Genomic DNA, 15,531 nt, shown 5'->3' on the forward strand with positions numbered 1-15,531 from the left:
ACCCGGGACGTTCAGAAGAGCGTCAGCTGGCGTTCGGAGCTGAGCCCCGACACGCCGACCCCCATCAGCCGCAGCGGCCCGGCGCGCTCGGCGAGGGCACGTCGCAGCAGCGCGCACGCCGTCTGCCGGATGGCGGCGGCGTCGTCGGTGGCGGCCCGCACCGTCCATCCGCGCGTGACGGTCGAGAAGTCGGCGTACCGGAGCTTGATCGTCACGGTGCGGGCGGCCCGCTCGCGCCGCTGCAGCACCCCGGCGACCTGCTCCGCCAGCTCGCAGGCGATCGCCTCGAGCTGCACCCCGTCGCGGACGTCGCGGGCGAACGTGCGCTCCGACGAGATCGAGATGCGCTCCGCCGGCACCGACTCGACCCGCCGCGGGTCGATGCCGCGGGCCCGCCGCCGCAGGTCCTCGCCGTTGCGGCCCCCCGCCACGGCCCGCAGCCCCTCGTCGTCGAGGGCCGCGAGCTCCCCGATGCGGGTGATGCCGGCGGCGGCGAGGCGCTGCTCGGTGCGCGGCCCCACCCCCGGCAGGGCGCGGACGTGCATGGGGGCGAGGAACGCGGCCTCGTCCCCGGGCGCGACGACGGTGACGCCGCCGGGCTTGTCGTGGTCGGAGGCGACCTTCGCGACGACCTTGCACGTCGCGACGCCGAGGGAGCACGACAGGCGCACCTCCCGGCCGACCGCGACGCGGATCGCGTCGGCGGCGGCGCCGGCGTCCTCGTCGGGGAGCTCGAGGTAGCCCTCGTCGAGCCCGAGCACCTCGACCGCTGTCGACATGCCGCGCACGAGGTCCCACACCCGCGCCGACCACTCGCGGTAGTGCGCGATGTCGGGACGCACGAACACCACCTCGGGGCAGCGCCGGAGCGCCTCGGCGGCGCTCATCGCCGACCGGATCCCGAACTCGCGGGCCGCGTAGTTCGCCGTCGCGACCACCCCCCGCCCGTGGGGGTCGCCGCCCACGACGAGCGGGCGTCCGCGCAGCTCGGGGCGGCGGTGCATCTCCACGGCCGCGAAGAACGCGTCGATGTCGAGGTGGGCGATCACGGCCGGGTGCGGTCGAGGCTATCGCGCCCGCCGGAGGTCGCCGCCCCTGCCGTCACCCCGCGCCGGTGGACACCCCCTCCGCCGCGCGCTGGTACGCGGCCGCCCCCTGGAGCGACTCGATCCCGAAGCCGACCGTGCCGACGGGGACCCGACCGCCGACGGCGGCGATCACGCGCGCGGCGCCCTCCGGCCCGAACCCTCCGCACAGCTCGATGAGCCCGACCCCCTCGTCGGCGAGGGTCGCGGCGACGCGCGCCGCCGACCCCTCGTCGGGGCACCGCCACGAGGGTCGTCCGTTCACCGGAACCGTCGCGCACGTACCGCTCGCCCCCGGGTGCCGCGCCCTCCGCCAGGTAGACGTACGCCCAGCTCACCATGCCGCTCTCCCCTCTCCGTGACCGTGAGGGGAGGGTGCACCTTCGACCGTGGTCGAGGTCAAGCGCCGCCGGCAGCAGCCCGGAGTGCCGCGTGGGGTGCCCCCCGGCCGCGCGGGACCCGGCCCCGCATCGGTCACGTAGACGGTCGGACCCGCCCATCGCGGGCGACTCATCGGTCGTCCGCAGGTGCGGCGGAACGGCGGGCGGGCGGCGTCCGTCCGCGGGGGTACCGTGGACGGGTGAGCGCGCCCGCCCCGTCCCGGGAGGCCCTGCTCGACGCGATCGCCGCCGGACGCCGCGCGGACCCGCTCGCGCCGGTCACGGTCATCTCCCCCTCCCACGTCGCCGCGCTGCAGATGCGCCGGGCGCTGGCCGAGCGGGGGCCGTTCGCCGCGGTCCGCTTCGAGACGCTCCCCCGCCTGGCCGAGCTGCTCGGCGCCGGCCGCCTCGCCGCCGGGGGCCGACGGCCCCTGGCCCGGCCGATCGGCGACCACGTCGCGGAGCGCGTCGGGTACGGCGCGCGGCCGCCCCTCACCCCGATCGCCGACCTCCCCGGCTTCGGGCGGGCGCTGCGGCGGTTGTTCGCGCGCCTGCGCCGCGGGGGCCTCGTCGGCGGCGAGCCCCCGCCCGCCGGCGCGGGGCCGCACCTGGCGGAGGTCATGCGGCTCTACGGCCTGTGGCGAGGGGAGATCGCCGGCTTCTACGACGAGGACGACCTGCTCGACGCGGCGGCCGACGCGGTCGATGACGACCCGGCGGTCGCGGCGGAGCTCGGGACCGTCCACCTGGTGCCGCCGGGGCCGCCCTCCGCCGCGGGCCGGCGGCTGCTGGAGGCGCTCGGCCGGGCGCGCGGCGGCGTGGCGTGGGCGGCGGAACCCGTGCCGGGCGACGCGGTGCGGCTGGTGCTGGCCCCCGACCTGGCGAGCGAGGCCCGCGAGGCCGTCCGGGCGGTGCTCGTCGCCCTCGACAGGGGAGCCGCCGTCCACGAGGTCGCGATCCTCCACGGCGCCGACCCGGCGTACTCCCGTCCGCTGCGCGAGGCGATGGCCGCCGCCGGCGTCCCCGCCGCCGCGACGCCCGGACTGCCGCTCGTCGAGACACCCGCCGGCCGGGGGGTGCTCGCCCTGTTGGAGATCGCCCTGGAGGACCTCTCCCGCACGGCGTTCATCGACGCCCTCAGCGTCGCCCCGATGCGGCGCGAGCTGCCCGCGGGCGCGGGGACCGCCCGCCTGCGGCTCGGCCGGTGGGACCGCCACTCGCGCGCCGCGGGGGTGACCCACGGCATCACCCGCTGGCGGGAGGGCGTCCGCGCCCTCGCCGCCGACCGCGTGCAGCAGATGGACGACGCCGCCCGCGAGGGGTTCGACCGCGGATGGCTGCAGGAGGAGGTCGACGAGGCGACGGAGCTGCTCGCGGTGGTCGAGGCGCTCTGGACCCGCCTCGTGGAGCTGCGCGATGAACGGCCGGCCGCCGACTTCCTGCGCCGCCTCGGGGCGACGGTCGCGGCGTACCTCGAGCCGGACGCCGCCGGGATGGCGGAGGTGCAGGCCGAGATCGAGCGCCTCGGGACCATCGACGCGGTGGGCGGTACGTTCACGCTCGCGAGCTTCCACCGGGCCCTCCGGGTGAACCTGGAGGCCGCCGCGATTCGCGAGGGACGCTCCGGCGAGGGGGTGCTGATCGCCGACCACCGGGCCGCGGCGGGGCTGCGCTTCGGGCACGTCGTCGTGTGCGGCGCGGCGGAGGGGCTTCTGCCCGCCGGTCCCGGGGCGGACACGCTGGTGCCCGACGCCGCGTGGGCGGCCCTGCGCGCCGACGGCCACCCGCTGGTCGAGGACGCCGCCCTCCGCGTGGAGCGGCGTCGCGAGGCCGCCGAGCGCGCCGTCGCGTGCGGCGCGTCCGTGGTCATGACCTGCCCGCTCTACGAGGGCGCCGGGGCCCACGACCGCTACCCGTCCCCGCTCGCCCTGGAGGCGGCTCGGCGGCGGGACCCGTCGATCGCCACGGCCACCGCCCTGCGGGAGCACCCCGCGACCGACTGGCTCTCCACGCCGCCGTCGCCCCTCGCCGCCCACCTGCGCGGCCCCGCGGTCGACGCGTGGGAGGCGGGGCTGCGGGGCGCCGTGCTGCGGGTGCAGGCGGGCGGCCCCGCCCCGGCGGGGGACCCCCTCGCGCGGCCCCTGGCGATGCTGCGCGCACGGCGGGGGCGGACCCTGTCGGAGTGGGACGGCAACCTGTCGGGCCTCAACGCCGGCGACTGGATGCGCGTGCCGGGGGTCGTGTCGCCGACGCGGCTGGAGAACTACGGCGCCTGCGGCTTCCGGTTCCTGCTCTCGACGCTGCTCGGCCTGCGGGTGCCCGACGAGCCGTCCGACGACGAGACGATCGACCCGCTCACCCGCGGCAACCTGATGCACCGCACCCTCGAGGACTTCTTCACCGAGGCGCGCAGGGAGGGACGGCCGGCGGTGCGGGAGGCGTGGACCGCCGCCGACGAGGCGCGCGCCCAGGAGATCCTCACCGGCCACCTCGCGGACGCCCGGGTGCGGGGACGCGCGGGGCTCGCGGTGTTCACGCGCCAGGACGAGCGGGCGCTGCGCGCCGACCTGACGACGTTCCTGCTGGCCGACACCGAGTTCCGGCGGCAGACGGGCGCCGTGCCCGAGAGCTTCGAGCAGGTGATGGCGGCGGAGGGACCCCGGGGGCAGCGGTTCCGGGGCTACATCGACCGGATCGACCGCGACCCCGTCACGGGGCGCCTCGAGATCATCGACTACAAGACGGGCCGCAAGCCGGACGACGACCCGTCCGACCCGTTCGCCGGGGGCACCCGCCTCCAGCTGCCGGTGTACCTCCTCGCCGCGGGGGGCGCGCCCGCCCGCGCGAGCTACTGGTACATCTCGTCGCGCGGCGGATTCGAGCGGGTGGGCTGCGACTCCGGCCCGGACACCGACGCGCGCTTCGCCGCGACCGTCGGCGCCGTGGCCGACGGCGTCGCCGCCGGGTCGTTCCCGGCGGTGCCGGGCGAGTTCTCGGAGCACTGGGTCGAGTTCGCGAACTGCGGGCACTGCGACTTCACGCGGATCTGCACACGGGGACGCGGCGAGGACTTCGCGCGGAAGGCCGACGACGACGGGGTGCGGCCGTGGGCGGGGGTGGCCCGCGCGGCCGCGCCGGAGGCCCCGGGCGCGCCCGAAGGCGGGGGCGACGCGTGACGACCGCCGCGGGACCCGACGACGCCGCCCGGCGGGCGATCCGGGAGCGGCTCGGCGCGACGATGCTCGTCGAGGCGGGCGCCGGCACCGGCAAGACGCGGGCGCTGGTGGACCGCGTGGTCGCCCTCGTCGCGAGCGGCGTCCCGATCGACCGCATCGCGGCGATCACCTTCACCGAGCGGGCCGCCGCCGAACTGCGCGAACGGGTGCGCGGCGGGCTCGACGAGATCGTCGCGGACCCCGCGGCGGACCCGGCCGTCGCCCGGCGCTGCGCCGCCGCGCGCGACGGCCTCGACCGCGCCCAGCTCTCCACGATCCACGCGTTCGGGCAGGCACTGCTGCGCGCCCTCGCGGCGGAGGCCGCGATCGACCCGGACATGACGGTGCTCGACCAGCTCGCCGCGGAGCGGCGCTTCGAGGAGCGGTGGCGCGGCGACCTCGAGCGGGTCGACCCCGACGACGACGACGGCCGGGCGATCGACGTCGCGCTCGGCCGCGGCCTGTCGATCGGCGGGCTGCGCACCCTCGGGGCGGCGCTCGCCGAACGGGAGGACGTGGCGCGGGCGATCGTCGCGGCCCCCCCGACGGCCCCGGCCCCGCGGTGGGAGGTGATCGACGAGGTCGCCCGCGACCTGCTCGCCGTCGACTGCAGCACGGTGCCCGACGAGGACCTCTGCGCCGCCCACGTGCACGCCCTGCGGGCCGCCGTCGAGACGTTGCGGGGGGTGGAGCCGTGGCAGCGCGACGCCCGGCTCCCGGCGGTGACCGCCCTCGGCCTGACGAAGATGGGCAACCGCGGCCGGGCGGCCGCGTGGGGCGGGAGGGAGCGGATCACCCACGCCCGCGACACCACCCTCGCGGCGGGCGCGCGGCTGGAGGCGCTGCTGGAGGCCTCCCGCGCCGAGGCGCTCTGCGGCGTGCTGCCGTGGCTCGCCCGGGTGACGCTCCACGACGCCGGGGTCCGCCGGCGCGCCGGCACGCTCCTGTTCGGCGACCTGATCCTCTGGACCCGCGACGTGCTGCGATCCGACCCGGCGGCGCGGGCCGCCCTGCGCGCGCGGTACGACGCCCTGCTGATCGACGAGTTCCAGGACACCGACCCCTGGCAGGTCGACATCGCGGAGGCGTTCGCGTCGCTCGACGACGGGTCGCTCGAGCCGGGGCGGCTGTTCCTCGTCGGCGACCCGAAGCAGTCGATCTACCGCTTCCGGCGGGCGGACATGGCCGTCTACGCCGCGGTGCGGGCACGGGTGGGCGACCAGGGCGGCGACCTGCCGTCGCTCACCGGCAACCGCCGTTCCCGGGCGGTGGTCATCGACTGGGTCAACGGGGTGATGGAGCACCTCTTCGGGGAGATCGCCGACCCGGCCCTGCAGCCCCCCTACGTGCCGATCGGCGCCGACCGCGACACGGCCCTCGCCGGCCCCGGGGTGGCCTGGATGGGTGGCCCGTCGGCGGAGCGCGCCTGGGATCTCCGCACCATCGAGGCCGCCGACGTCGCGGCGACGTGCCGTGCGGCGATCGACGAGGGCTGGGAGGTGCAGGACCGCGACGCCGCGCCCCGCCCCGTCCGGCTGCGGGACATCGCGGTGCTGATCCCGGCGCGCACGGGCCTGAGCGTGCTGGAGCGGGCGTTACGGGCCGCGGGGGTCCCGTTCCGGGTGGAGGGCGGGTCGCTGGTGTTCCGCACCCAGGAGCTGCGGGATCTCATCAACTGCCTCACCGCCATCGACGACCCCAGCGACGAGGTCGCCGTCGTCGGCGCCCTGCGGAGCGTCGCGTTCGCCTGCTCGGACGTCGAGCTGGCGCGGCACCGCCGTGACGGGTTCCGCTTCAACTACCTGGCGCCCGCCCTCGACGGCGCGCCGGGCCCGGTGGCGGAGGGGTTGCGCTGCCTGCGCGACCACCACCTGCGGCGGCACGACGCGTCGCTCGCCACGGTGGTCGAGCGGTTCGTGGCGGAGCGGCGGCTGGTGGAGGTCGGCCTCGTCGACACCGGCAACCGGGACGCCTACCGGCGGGCGCGGTTCGTGCTGGAGCAGGCGCGGGCGTTCGAGGCCGACCGGCCCCAGGGCCTCCGCGCGTTCACGGCGTGGCTGGAGGAGCGCACCCGGGGGCCGATGCTCGACCGGGACGGCTCCGGCCTGGACGACGACGAGGACGCCGTCCGGGTCCTCACGATCCACGCGTCGAAGGGGCTGGAGTTCCCCGTCGTGATCCTCGCGGGCATCGGGGCGAACCCCCCGTGGGCGCCGCCCCCCACGGTGTCGCTGGACGCCGGCCGCGTGGTCGCGACCGTCGGGTCGAAGACGTCGCTGCGCCGCCTCGCCGTCGGCGACGTGACGGCGGCGGAGGAGCGCGAGGCCGACCACCAGCGGGCCGAGGGCGCGCGGCTCCTCTACGTCGCCGCGACCCGGGCGCGGGACCACCTCGTCGTGTCGTTGCACCACCACGCCACGCGGAGCACCCGGAGCGGGGCGGCGCGCCTGATCCGGGCGGGGGCGACGGACCTCGCGCCGCGGTGGGAGCCGCCCCCCGTCGCGGCGGGCGACGCGCCGACGCCGCTCGGTGACCTGGAGGTGACCCCGCCCGCCGGCGACCACGCCGCGGCCCGTGCGGAGCTCGTCGTCCGGGCGCGGCGGGTGCGGTACACGAGCGCGACGGGCATCGCCGCCGCGACCCGCGAGGAGGCGCTTCCGGCGCGGGGCGCGGAGGGCGGCGACGAGCCGTGGGCGCGCGGGCGGGGCGGGTCGCGGGTGGGCCGCGCGGTCCACGCCGCGATCCAGAGCCTGACGCTCGCCTCCGGGCCGGCCGAGGTCGACGCCGTCGCGGCGGCGCAGGCGGTGGCGGAGGCGGTCCCGGAGCGCGCCGGCGAGGTGGCCGACCTGGTGCGGTCGGCGCTGCTGTCGGAGGCCGCGATGCGGGCCCGGCAGGCGGCGGGGTCGCTGCGGGAGGTCCCGTTCGCCCTGCGGCGCGGCGACGTCGTGCTGGAGGGGTTCATCGACCTCGTCATCCCCACCGCCGCCGGGCTCGAGATCGTCGACTGGAAGACCGACGACGTCGGCCCCGCCGACGTCCCCGCCCGGCTCGCCGACTACCGCCTCCAGGCGGGGCTCTACGCCATGGGACTGACGGAGGCGACGGGGATGCCGGTCGCGCGGATCACCTACGTCTTCCTGCGCGCCGGGGTCGAGGTGTCACCCGGCGACCCCGACGACCTCGCCCGCGCCGCGGCCGGTCAGGTGACCGCCACGGCGTAGGCCGAGAGCTGGAGCACCTCGTCGTCGAGGGCGAGGCCGGAGCCCACCACCCCCGGGCCGGCGAGGCGCAGGTCCCGACCGAGCCCGACGGCGGGACCGGGCCGCACGTCGGCGGCGGTGACGGCGGCGAGGAACCCCTCGAGGGCGTCCGCGGTCGTCGCGGCACCGCCGAGGTGCTCGATCGCGTCCATGAGGTAGCCGCGCAGCAGGATGGGGTACAGCGCCGCGAACGCGTCGGGACGGGACAACAGATCGACGCAGACCGGGGCGCCCGCCAGCCCCAGCACCATCCCGCACTGGCCGGCCTGCGCCGGGAAGCGGGCGGCGAGGCGGTCGAGGTCGGGCGCGCGGTCCGCGAACACGTCGGACTGCGCCGCCGTCGGCGACCGCACCCCGAGCCGCTCGGACTTCTGGGCGACCGCCGCCCACACCTCGTGCTGCGCCGCACCCGGCGACATGCGCTCCGACAGCCGCTCCGCCTTGCGGCGCCGCAGCTCGGGGTGGCTCGTGTGGCCGGCGGCGGCGAAGGCCGGGGTGGAGTGGCGCCAGCGGCCCTGCTCGACGCACGAGACGGGGACGGTGACCGTCGACCCGGGCGCGACGAGGACGGTCACGTCGAGGATGCGGTCCTGCTTGGCGCCGACGACCCCCTGGCCGTCGTAGAGCAGCACCGCCGCGGTGGTGGGGTTGGTCACGCGCAGGCGGCCGACGTCGCCGGCATCGTCGATCTCCGTGATGCGGAACCCGTCGGCGAGGGCGGCGTCGAGGGTCGTGTAGCCCGCGACGGGGGCGCGGCGCGGGAACAGCGGCAGCACGCACACGCCGTCGTGGGCGACGACGTCACCGGCCTGCGGTGGATCGGTCTGGTCGAGTCTCATGGCGGGCCTCCCGGTGGTGTGCGCGTGGGAGGTCGTCACCGGCGGTCGCGCCGGGTCTTACGCCGGGGGTGGGGGCCGGTCCACGAGGCCGAGGTTGTAGAGCCGCCAGCCCATCGCGGGTGGCGAGACGCCGAAGGCCGTCCCCAGCGCGTCCACGGCGGTCCCCGACGCGAACATCGCGCGGACGGCGTCCTCGGGCATCAACAGCTCGGCGGCGAAGACGTTGGCCTCGCGCTCCAGGGGGTCGGCGACCGGCGGCCCGCCGGGCTCGAGGCGGCAGTGGATCGGCGCGCCCCTGCCCTCGCGCACCTGGCAGACCCAGTGGCCGATCTCGTGGGCGAGCGTGAACCGTCGCCGGGCCGGGCTCTGGCGGGCCTCGTCGGCGTTCAGCCACACCTCCCGGCGGGCGGGCAGCAGCAGACCCGAGACCGGCAGCGGCGCCTCGTCGACGTGCAGGCCGAGGAGGTCCTCGGCGATCGACTCCACCGGCACCGGCGGACCGGCGGGCCCGAACACCTCGGCGTGCCGGTCGCGGAGCCGCACGGCGCGCGGATCGCCGGGGCGGCGCGGGTGACTCACGCCAGGCCGAAGAGGCGGTCGATCTCGTCGGGCGCGTCGTCGGCGACCGGGGACCCCGGGGCCGTGGGCTCGAACCGGGAGGCGGGGTCGGCGACGCGGGCGAACCGCACCGTCGACGCGGGCGGGGTCCCCGCCCGGAGCGATCCCAACGCGACGTCGCGCGGCCGTATCCCGAGGGCGTCACCGATCGCGGCGGTGAGGCGGGGGTCGAGGCGTCCCGTGTCGATCAGGCCGCCCTCCAGACGTTGGTAGAGCCGCTTCACCTTCGCCGCCCGGGAGGCGTCGATGCCGAGCGTGCCGAGGAGCGCCGCGACGACCGCGTCGACCCCGAGCCGGCGGTGCAGCCGCGCCCCCAGCAGGGGGGGCTCACCGTCGACCAGGGCCTCCATCATCGCGACGACCTCGGGGAGGGGATCCGGCGGCGGGGACGACCCGACGTGCTCCATGATCAGCCCCGCCAGGTTGGCGGCGCCGTCGCCCGCCCGCTCCAGGTACGGGCCGGGGTCGGGTCGTTCACCGCGGGCACGTGCCGCCGCGAAGTCCTCGAACAGCGCGAGGACGTGGTCATCCACCGGCCCACTCCCGTCCGATCGCCCGCCGGGCGCGCCAGAGCGCCTGGTCGACCGCGTTGCGGCTCATGTCGAGCGCCGCGGCGATCTGCTCCGGTCCGAGCCCCTCGATGACGCGGAGCGACATCACCCGGCGATCCCGCGGCGGCAGCGCCGCGAGGACGTCCTCGACCAGCAGTCGTGCGTCGACGGCCTCGTATGCGTCGGCGGCACGGGGGTCCGCGACGTCCCACCCGTCGGGCAGGGATCCCGGAGGCGTCTCCCCGAACGCGTCACCACATGCCCAGCGCACGTGCTGGTGCACGACCGCGCGGAACGGGATCGTGTACCTCCTGCCGCCCCGCAGCTCGCGCAGGGTGCGCAGCAGCGCGGCCTGCACCACGTCCTCGGCCCCCGCGGCCCCCATGCGCATGCGGGCGTGGACGACGAGGTCGTCGTAGTGGCGCGCGAAGAGGGCGCCCAGGTCGTCCCGGGCGAGCAGGCGGTCATCCTCGGCGTCCGATTCGTCGGTGGTCACGTTCGGGAGTCACCCCCGGTCGCCGTCGATCTTATGGCCGGACCCGGCCCGCGCCGCGCCGGGTCCGGTGAGGTGGGCGACGACCGAGGACAGGAACCGCCGCTCGCCGGTCGCGCCGACCCGCATCCGCAGCGCCGCGTGGGCACGGGCGCATTCCTCGAGCAGCTCCCCGTCGTCGCCGCCGTCCTCGACGCGGGCCCACGCGGCGCGCGCCACGGGCTGCAGGACGGAGGCGATCGCCCCGCGTCCGGCGTCGACGGCCAGGCGCACCCCGAGCGACGCCATCTCGGCCAGCTCGGTGTCGTCGGCGAACGCCCGCCCCTCCTCCTCCATCGCGCCTCCCGGTGGCCCGTCTCACATCCGTCGTCACCGCCGGGAAGCAGGGGGCTTACGGGCGAGTAGTCCGTAAGAGGCCGGGGCGGGTCAGGTGACCGCCCGTCGGGACACGCGACAGGGAGGGCACCGTGGCGACGACGGGGGTGATGGTGACGCCGCGCTGGGTCTGGAGCGACGAGGTGATGGGCGTCATCGAACGCGAGATGCGCCGCGACGGCCTCTCGCTCGGCGAGCTCGCACGCCGCGCGGCGGAGCGGTTCGGGATGGACGCCGAGTCGGCGGAGCGGCGCCTGCGGGCGGCGCGGCGCGGCGGGATGGTGATGGACGTCCACACCGCCGACCGCTACCTGGTGCTGGTGAGCATGCACCTCACCGACGTGCCGTCGTACCGGGCGGCCCTCGCCGGGGAGCTCGCGCCGTCCGAGTGGCCGCGCCGCGGCGGGCGGCGCGCCGCCGCTACCGCAACGAGCCCGGCGCCAGCCCGATCGCTCCCACGACCGTCTCTCGCTGCCCCGGCGTGAGCCGCGCCAGGCGCCGGCGGACCTCGTCGAGCGCCCCCGACACGCCGCCGCCGGACAGCACCACGTCGCGCACGGCGAGCCGCAGGTCGTGGGCCTCGGCGGTCGCCACCTCGGCCGCCCACCGGTCGATGTCCAGTACGTCGATCACGTCGTCCCCCGCGTCCGGTACCCGGGGCGGTCCACCGCCGCCCGCGAGACCACGGTAGGACGCCCGCGCACGCCGACCACCCCCCGTGGGGAGGGTTCGGATGCTCCCTCCCCGGGGGGGTGGGACCCGCGTCGGTCGGGGCGGCGGGGGCCGCCCCGGCTCAGGCGACGGTGCGGCTCAGCTCGTTCAGGGTGGTCTGGCCGGCGAGGACCTTCAGGACGCCGTCCTCGCGCATCGTCCGCATCCCCTCCCGGCGGGCCTGGCGGCGGATCTCCGACGACGGCGCCGACGCGGCCGTGAGGCGCTCGATGTCCTCGCTCATCGTCAGCATCTCGTAGATGCCGAGGCGCCCCTTGTAGCCGGTCTGGCGGCACGCGGCGCAGCCGACGGAGCGGTAGATGACGGCCGGGTCGGTCACCCCGTCCGGCAGGTTCGTGGTGCCGGCGAACTCCCGCAGCGTCTGGGCGGGGACCTCCACCGGGGCGCGGCACTCCATGCACAGCCGCCGCGCGAGGCGCTGGGCCAGCACGCCGAGCACGCCGGAGGCCGACAGGAACGGCTCGACGCCCATCTCGGTGAGGCGCGTCAGGGCGCTCGCGGCGTCGTTGGTGTGGATCGTCGCCATCACGAGGTGACCGGTGAGGGCGGCCTGCATCATGATCTGGGCGGTCTCGCCGTCGCGGACCTCGCCGACCATGATCACGTCGGGGTCGCTCCGCAGCAGGGCCCGCAGGCCCGTGGCGAACGTCAGCCCGGCCTTCGCGTTGACCTGCACCTGGTTGATGCCGGCGAGGCGGTACTCGACGGGGTCCTCGACGGTGATGATCTTCCGGTCACCGGTGTTCAGGGCGTGCAGGGCGCCGTACAGCGTCGTCGACTTGCCCGAGCCGGTCGGCCCGCTCACGAGGACGGCGCCGTAGGGGCGGCGGTAGCAGGACGAGAAGCGCTCGAGGGTCTCGGGGGAGAACCCGACCTCCGTCAGCTTCCGCATCGCGTTCGAGGTGTCGAGGATCCGGATGACGACGCCCTCGCCGTGCACGGTGGGGACGGTGACGACGCGGAGGTCGAGCCGGTGGCCGGCGGCGGTGAGGCTGACGCGGCCGTCCTGCGGCACGCGGCGCTCCGCGATGTCCATGTCGGCCATGACCTTGATGCGGCTCGTGACCTCGCGGGACAGGTTCGACGGGATCGCCGCGACCGTCCGCAGCACGCCGTCGATGCGGTACCGCACCAGCATCTCGTCGGCCTGCGCCTCGAGGTGGATGTCGGAGGCGCCCTCCTCCACGGCGCGCGAGACGACGGAGCCCACCATCCGCACGACGGGGGCGTCCTGGCCGCTGATCGCCGCGAGGTCGTTGCCGAAGTCCTCGGCGTTGCCCGTCGTGGGGCCGGCCTCGCGGACGAGCCCCGACAGGAAGTTGTCGGCGTGGACGCTGCCGGCGTTCAGGAACGCGTCGATCTCGCCGTCGAGGGCGAGCGCCGGGCGGACGTCGCGGCCGACCATCATGCGGAGGTCGTCGAGCGTGAGGACGTCGGCGGGGTCGGCCATCGCCAGAACCAGCGTGCCGTTGGCCTCGACGGCGATCGGGATGACGCGGTAGCGGTGGCGGCTGCGCTCGTCGAGCAGGTTCAGCACGGCGGGGTCGATGCCGGCGGAGAGGCGGGCCCGGGGCACGCTCAGGCGGCGGGCGAGCCCGTCGCCGAGCACCTCGGGGGAGATGCTGCCCTGGGCGACGAGGATCTCGCCGAGGCGTCCACCCTCCTCGCGCTGTCGCTGGAGGGCCCCCTCGAGGACGGTGCGCGTGATCGCGCCCATCTCGATCAGGACCTCGCCGATGCCCCGCGGCGGAGCCTGGACGGTCCCGCCCGCTGCCTGCTGCTGCGCCATGGCGCTTCCCTCATGTCTCGACGACCTGCCGCCCCCCTCATCGGCCGGCGGGCCCCGTCCCTGAGCGGCGCGGACGCCCTGGTCCTCAGATGCGGGGGCGCACCGCCGATGACGGGGCGTGGGACGACTGCGCGACGCCATCGAACTGGCGCGGCTCGCCCGATGGCTGACCCCGTCGGCCGCCGCCGTGCTCCGCGCGCCCCGGACCCCCGCGGGCGGCGACGCCGGCGACCCCGTCACCCGCGCCGGGGCCGAGGTCGCGGCGGCGCTCGCGCCGTCCCCCCTCACCGATCCCACCGCCCCCACCGGGACGGGTGAGCGCCTCGGCGACGCGCTGCTCCGCCACGGCCTGCTCGCGCCCGACGACCTCGACCGCGCCCTCGCGGCGCACCGCACCAGCGGGGAGCGCATCGGCCGGGTGCTGCTCTCCATGGGGCTCGTGCGCCGCCAGGACCTGCACCGCGTGCTCGGGGAGATGTGGGGCATCGGGTTCTGCGACCTGACCCGCACCGAGATCGACGAGCCGCTGCTGCGGTGCTTCTCGCCCGCGCGGATGGCCGCGGAGGGCTGGCTCCCCGTCGACCGCCGGGGCCGCGTCGTCTGGGTCGCCACCGCCGAGCCACCCGACGCCCGGGTCCACGAGGCGCTGCGGGATGAGCTCGGCCACGCCGTCGAGGTGGTGTTCCTCGCGACGACCGAGTGGGACGTCAACGCCGTCCTGCGGCGGGTGTTCGCGGAGAGCCTCGCCCACGAGGCGGCGAACGCCCTCTACGAGAGCGACCCGCTCGCGTCGGCCCGCCACCCGCTCACCGGCGGCCAGCGGGCGACGATCGCCGGCGTCCTCGCGGGCCTCGCGACCGCGGCGCTCCTCTGGCCCGTCCTCACCGCCATCGTCCTGTGCTGCGCCGCGAACCTCGGCTTCCTGGTCGCGGTCGGCTTCAAGCTCGTCACGGCCGTCGCCGGGTGGAGCACCGTGCGCCGCGGCGGGCCGGTCGCGGCGGCCCGCATCCCCGACGACGAGCTGCCGATCTACACGGTGCTGGTGCCGGTCTTCGGGGAGGCCAACATCGTCGGCGGCCTCGTCGGCCACCTCCGCGCCCTCGACTACCCGCAGGAGAAGCTCGAGATCCTGCTCCTGATGGAGGAGGAGGACACCGCCACCATCGAGGCGGCGCGCGCCGCCGACCCCCCGGACACCGTGAAGTTCGTGATCGTCCCGGCGGGGCGTCCCCAGACGAAGCCGCGCGCCTGCAACATGGGCCTCGTCTTCAGCCACGGCGAGTTCCTCGTCATCTACGACGCCGAGGACCGCCCGGAGCCGGGCCAGCTGCGCGAGGCGGTCGCGGCGTTCCGCGCCGCGGGCGACGACCTCGTGTGCGTCCAGGCGCGCCTGAACTACTTCAACGCCAAGGAGAACCTCCTCACGCGGATGTTCACCCTGGAGTACTCGTGGTGGTTCGACTACATGCTCCCCGGCCTCGACCGGCTGCGGCTGCCGATCCCCCTCGGCGGCACCTCCAACCACTTCCGCACCGCGGTGCTGCGGCACCTCGGCGGCTGGGACGCGTGGAACGTCACCGAGGACGCCGACCTCGGCCTGCGCGCCGCGGCCGAGGGGTACCGCGTCGGGGTCATCCCCTCCACCACGTACGAGGAGGCCTGCGGCCGCTACTGGCCGTGGATCCGCCAGCGCACCCGGTGGATCAAGGGCTACATGCAGACCGGCCTCGTCCACACGCGACGGCCGATCCGCACGGCGCGCGCCGCCGGCGTGCGCGGCGTCGTCGGGCTGGTGCTGCTGATCCTCGGCACGCCGCTGACGTTCCTCGTCGCGCCCCTCATGTGGCTCGTGACGTTGATCTGGGCGACGCACCTCATCGGCGCCCCCGAGGTCCCCGACCTGCTGCCCGGCCCGATGGAGGTCGTCGGCGCGGTCAACCTCGTCGTCGGCAACGCCCTGATGGTGGCGTTGAACGCGATGGCCGTCGGCCGCCGCCGGATCCACCACCTGCTGCCGTACGCGCTGCTGAACCCGCTCTACTGGTGCCTCCACTCCATCGCCGCGTGGCGGGCGCTCTACCAGCTGGTCCGCAACCCCTTCCACTGGGAGAAGACCCCGCACGGGCTGACGACCGAGGAGGCCGTCCTCGCCGTCGGGGGGAGCGCCGAGCAGAAGGCCCTCGCCCGGGCCTGA

Annotated in this window: 13 protein-coding genes; 4 read left to right on the forward strand and 9 right to left on the reverse strand. The window is 76.6% G+C overall.

Annotated elements, in window-relative coordinates:
- Positions 1–11: 11 nt before the first annotated feature.
- A complete protein-coding gene (gene dinB / locus IU369_RS17375; RefSeq protein ID WP_217922244.1) occupies positions 12–1,049 on the reverse strand; it encodes a DNA polymerase IV in 1,038 nt (345 codons plus the stop codon).
- A gap of 52 nt (positions 1,050–1,101) precedes the next feature.
- Entirely contained in the window at positions 1,102–1,350 is a 249-nt protein-coding gene (locus tag IU369_RS17380) for a DUF6506 family protein (protein ID WP_217922245.1), read from the reverse strand.
- 315 nt (positions 1,351–1,665) lie between these two features.
- On the opposite strand from IU369_RS17380, the gene IU369_RS17385 reads away from it, so the two are divergent.
- Both IU369_RS17385 and IU369_RS17390 read left to right on the forward strand, forming a co-directional pair.
- A complete protein-coding gene (locus IU369_RS17385) occupies positions 1,666–4,641 on the forward strand; it encodes a PD-(D/E)XK nuclease family protein (protein ID WP_217922246.1) in 2,976 nt (991 codons plus the stop codon).
- A complete protein-coding gene (locus IU369_RS17390; protein WP_217922247.1) occupies positions 4,638–7,901 on the forward strand; it encodes a UvrD-helicase domain-containing protein in 3,264 nt (1,087 codons plus the stop codon). Before IU369_RS17385 ends, IU369_RS17390 begins: the two co-directional genes overlap by 4 nt.
- On the opposite strand, the gene IU369_RS17395 is transcribed toward IU369_RS17390, so the two are convergent.
- From IU369_RS17395 to IU369_RS17415, 5 genes are read right to left on the reverse strand one after another with little or no spacing between them, the layout of a single operon-like run.
- Positions 7,880–8,779 carry an ARPP-1 family domain-containing protein gene (locus IU369_RS17395; RefSeq protein WP_217922248.1) on the reverse strand — a complete coding sequence of 300 codons (900 nt, stop codon included), beginning with the start codon at positions 8,777–8,779 and terminating at the stop codon, positions 7,880–7,882. The genes IU369_RS17390 and IU369_RS17395 overlap by 22 nt on opposite strands.
- 57 nt (positions 8,780–8,836) lie before the next feature.
- Complete coding sequence (locus IU369_RS17400; protein ID WP_217922249.1) at positions 8,837–9,322, reverse strand: ImmA/IrrE family metallo-endopeptidase; 486 nt, start codon at positions 9,320–9,322, stop codon at positions 8,837–8,839.
- 32 nt (positions 9,323–9,354) lie between these two features.
- On the reverse strand, positions 9,355–9,930 hold the full coding sequence (locus IU369_RS17405) for a hypothetical protein (RefSeq protein WP_217922250.1): 576 nt from the start codon (positions 9,928–9,930) through the stop codon (positions 9,355–9,357).
- Positions 9,923–10,444 (reverse strand): RNA polymerase sigma factor, encoded by a 522-nt coding sequence (locus IU369_RS17410; RefSeq protein ID WP_217922251.1) that lies wholly within the window; start codon positions 10,442–10,444, stop codon positions 9,923–9,925. Before IU369_RS17410 ends, IU369_RS17405 begins: the two co-directional genes overlap by 8 nt.
- Positions 10,445–10,453: 9 nt before the next feature.
- A complete protein-coding gene (locus tag IU369_RS17415) occupies positions 10,454–10,777 on the reverse strand; it encodes a hypothetical protein (protein ID WP_217922252.1) in 324 nt (107 codons plus the stop codon).
- A 131-nt stretch (positions 10,778–10,908) separates the two neighbouring features.
- On the opposite strand from IU369_RS17415, the gene IU369_RS17420 reads away from it, so the two are divergent.
- Positions 10,909–11,301 carry a hypothetical protein gene (locus IU369_RS17420; protein ID WP_217922253.1) on the forward strand — a complete coding sequence of 131 codons (393 nt, stop codon included), beginning with the start codon at positions 10,909–10,911 and terminating at the stop codon, positions 11,299–11,301.
- Here IU369_RS17420 and IU369_RS17425 read toward each other — a convergent pair.
- Together IU369_RS17425 and IU369_RS17430 are read right to left on the reverse strand one after the other, a co-directional pair.
- Positions 11,237–11,449, reverse strand: coding sequence for a hypothetical protein (locus IU369_RS17425; RefSeq protein WP_217922254.1), 213 nt, complete (start codon positions 11,447–11,449; stop codon positions 11,237–11,239). The two genes, IU369_RS17420 and IU369_RS17425, sit on opposite strands and share 65 nt — an antisense overlap.
- A 160-nt stretch (positions 11,450–11,609) precedes the next feature.
- Positions 11,610–13,337 (reverse strand): GspE/PulE family protein, encoded by a 1,728-nt coding sequence (locus tag IU369_RS17430; RefSeq protein WP_217922255.1) that lies wholly within the window; start codon positions 13,335–13,337, stop codon positions 11,610–11,612.
- A 118-nt stretch (positions 13,338–13,455) separates the two neighbouring features.
- Between IU369_RS17430 and IU369_RS17435 the strand changes: the two genes are divergently transcribed.
- Positions 13,456–15,531 carry a glycosyltransferase family 2 protein gene (locus IU369_RS17435; RefSeq protein WP_217922256.1) on the forward strand — a complete coding sequence of 692 codons (2,076 nt, stop codon included), beginning with the start codon at positions 13,456–13,458 and terminating at the stop codon, positions 15,529–15,531.

Source organism: Miltoncostaea oceani (assembly GCF_018141545.1).
In the GTDB taxonomy this organism is placed as follows: domain Bacteria; phylum Actinomycetota; class Thermoleophilia; order Miltoncostaeales; family Miltoncostaeaceae; genus Miltoncostaea; species Miltoncostaea oceani.

Bases quoted from the DNA above. Each gene is read 5' to 3' on its own strand.
- IU369_RS17395 (WP_217922248.1), bottom strand. From the start codon at position 8,779: ATGAGACTCGACCAGACCGATCCACCGCAGGCCGGTGACGTCGTCGCC.
- IU369_RS17415 (WP_217922252.1), bottom strand. From the start codon at position 10,777: ATGGAGGAGGAGGGGCGGGCGTTCGCCGACGACACCGAGCTGGCCGAG.
- IU369_RS17430 (WP_217922255.1), bottom strand. From the start codon at position 13,337: ATGGCGCAGCAGCAGGCAGCGGGCGGGACCGTCCAGGCTCCGCCGCGG.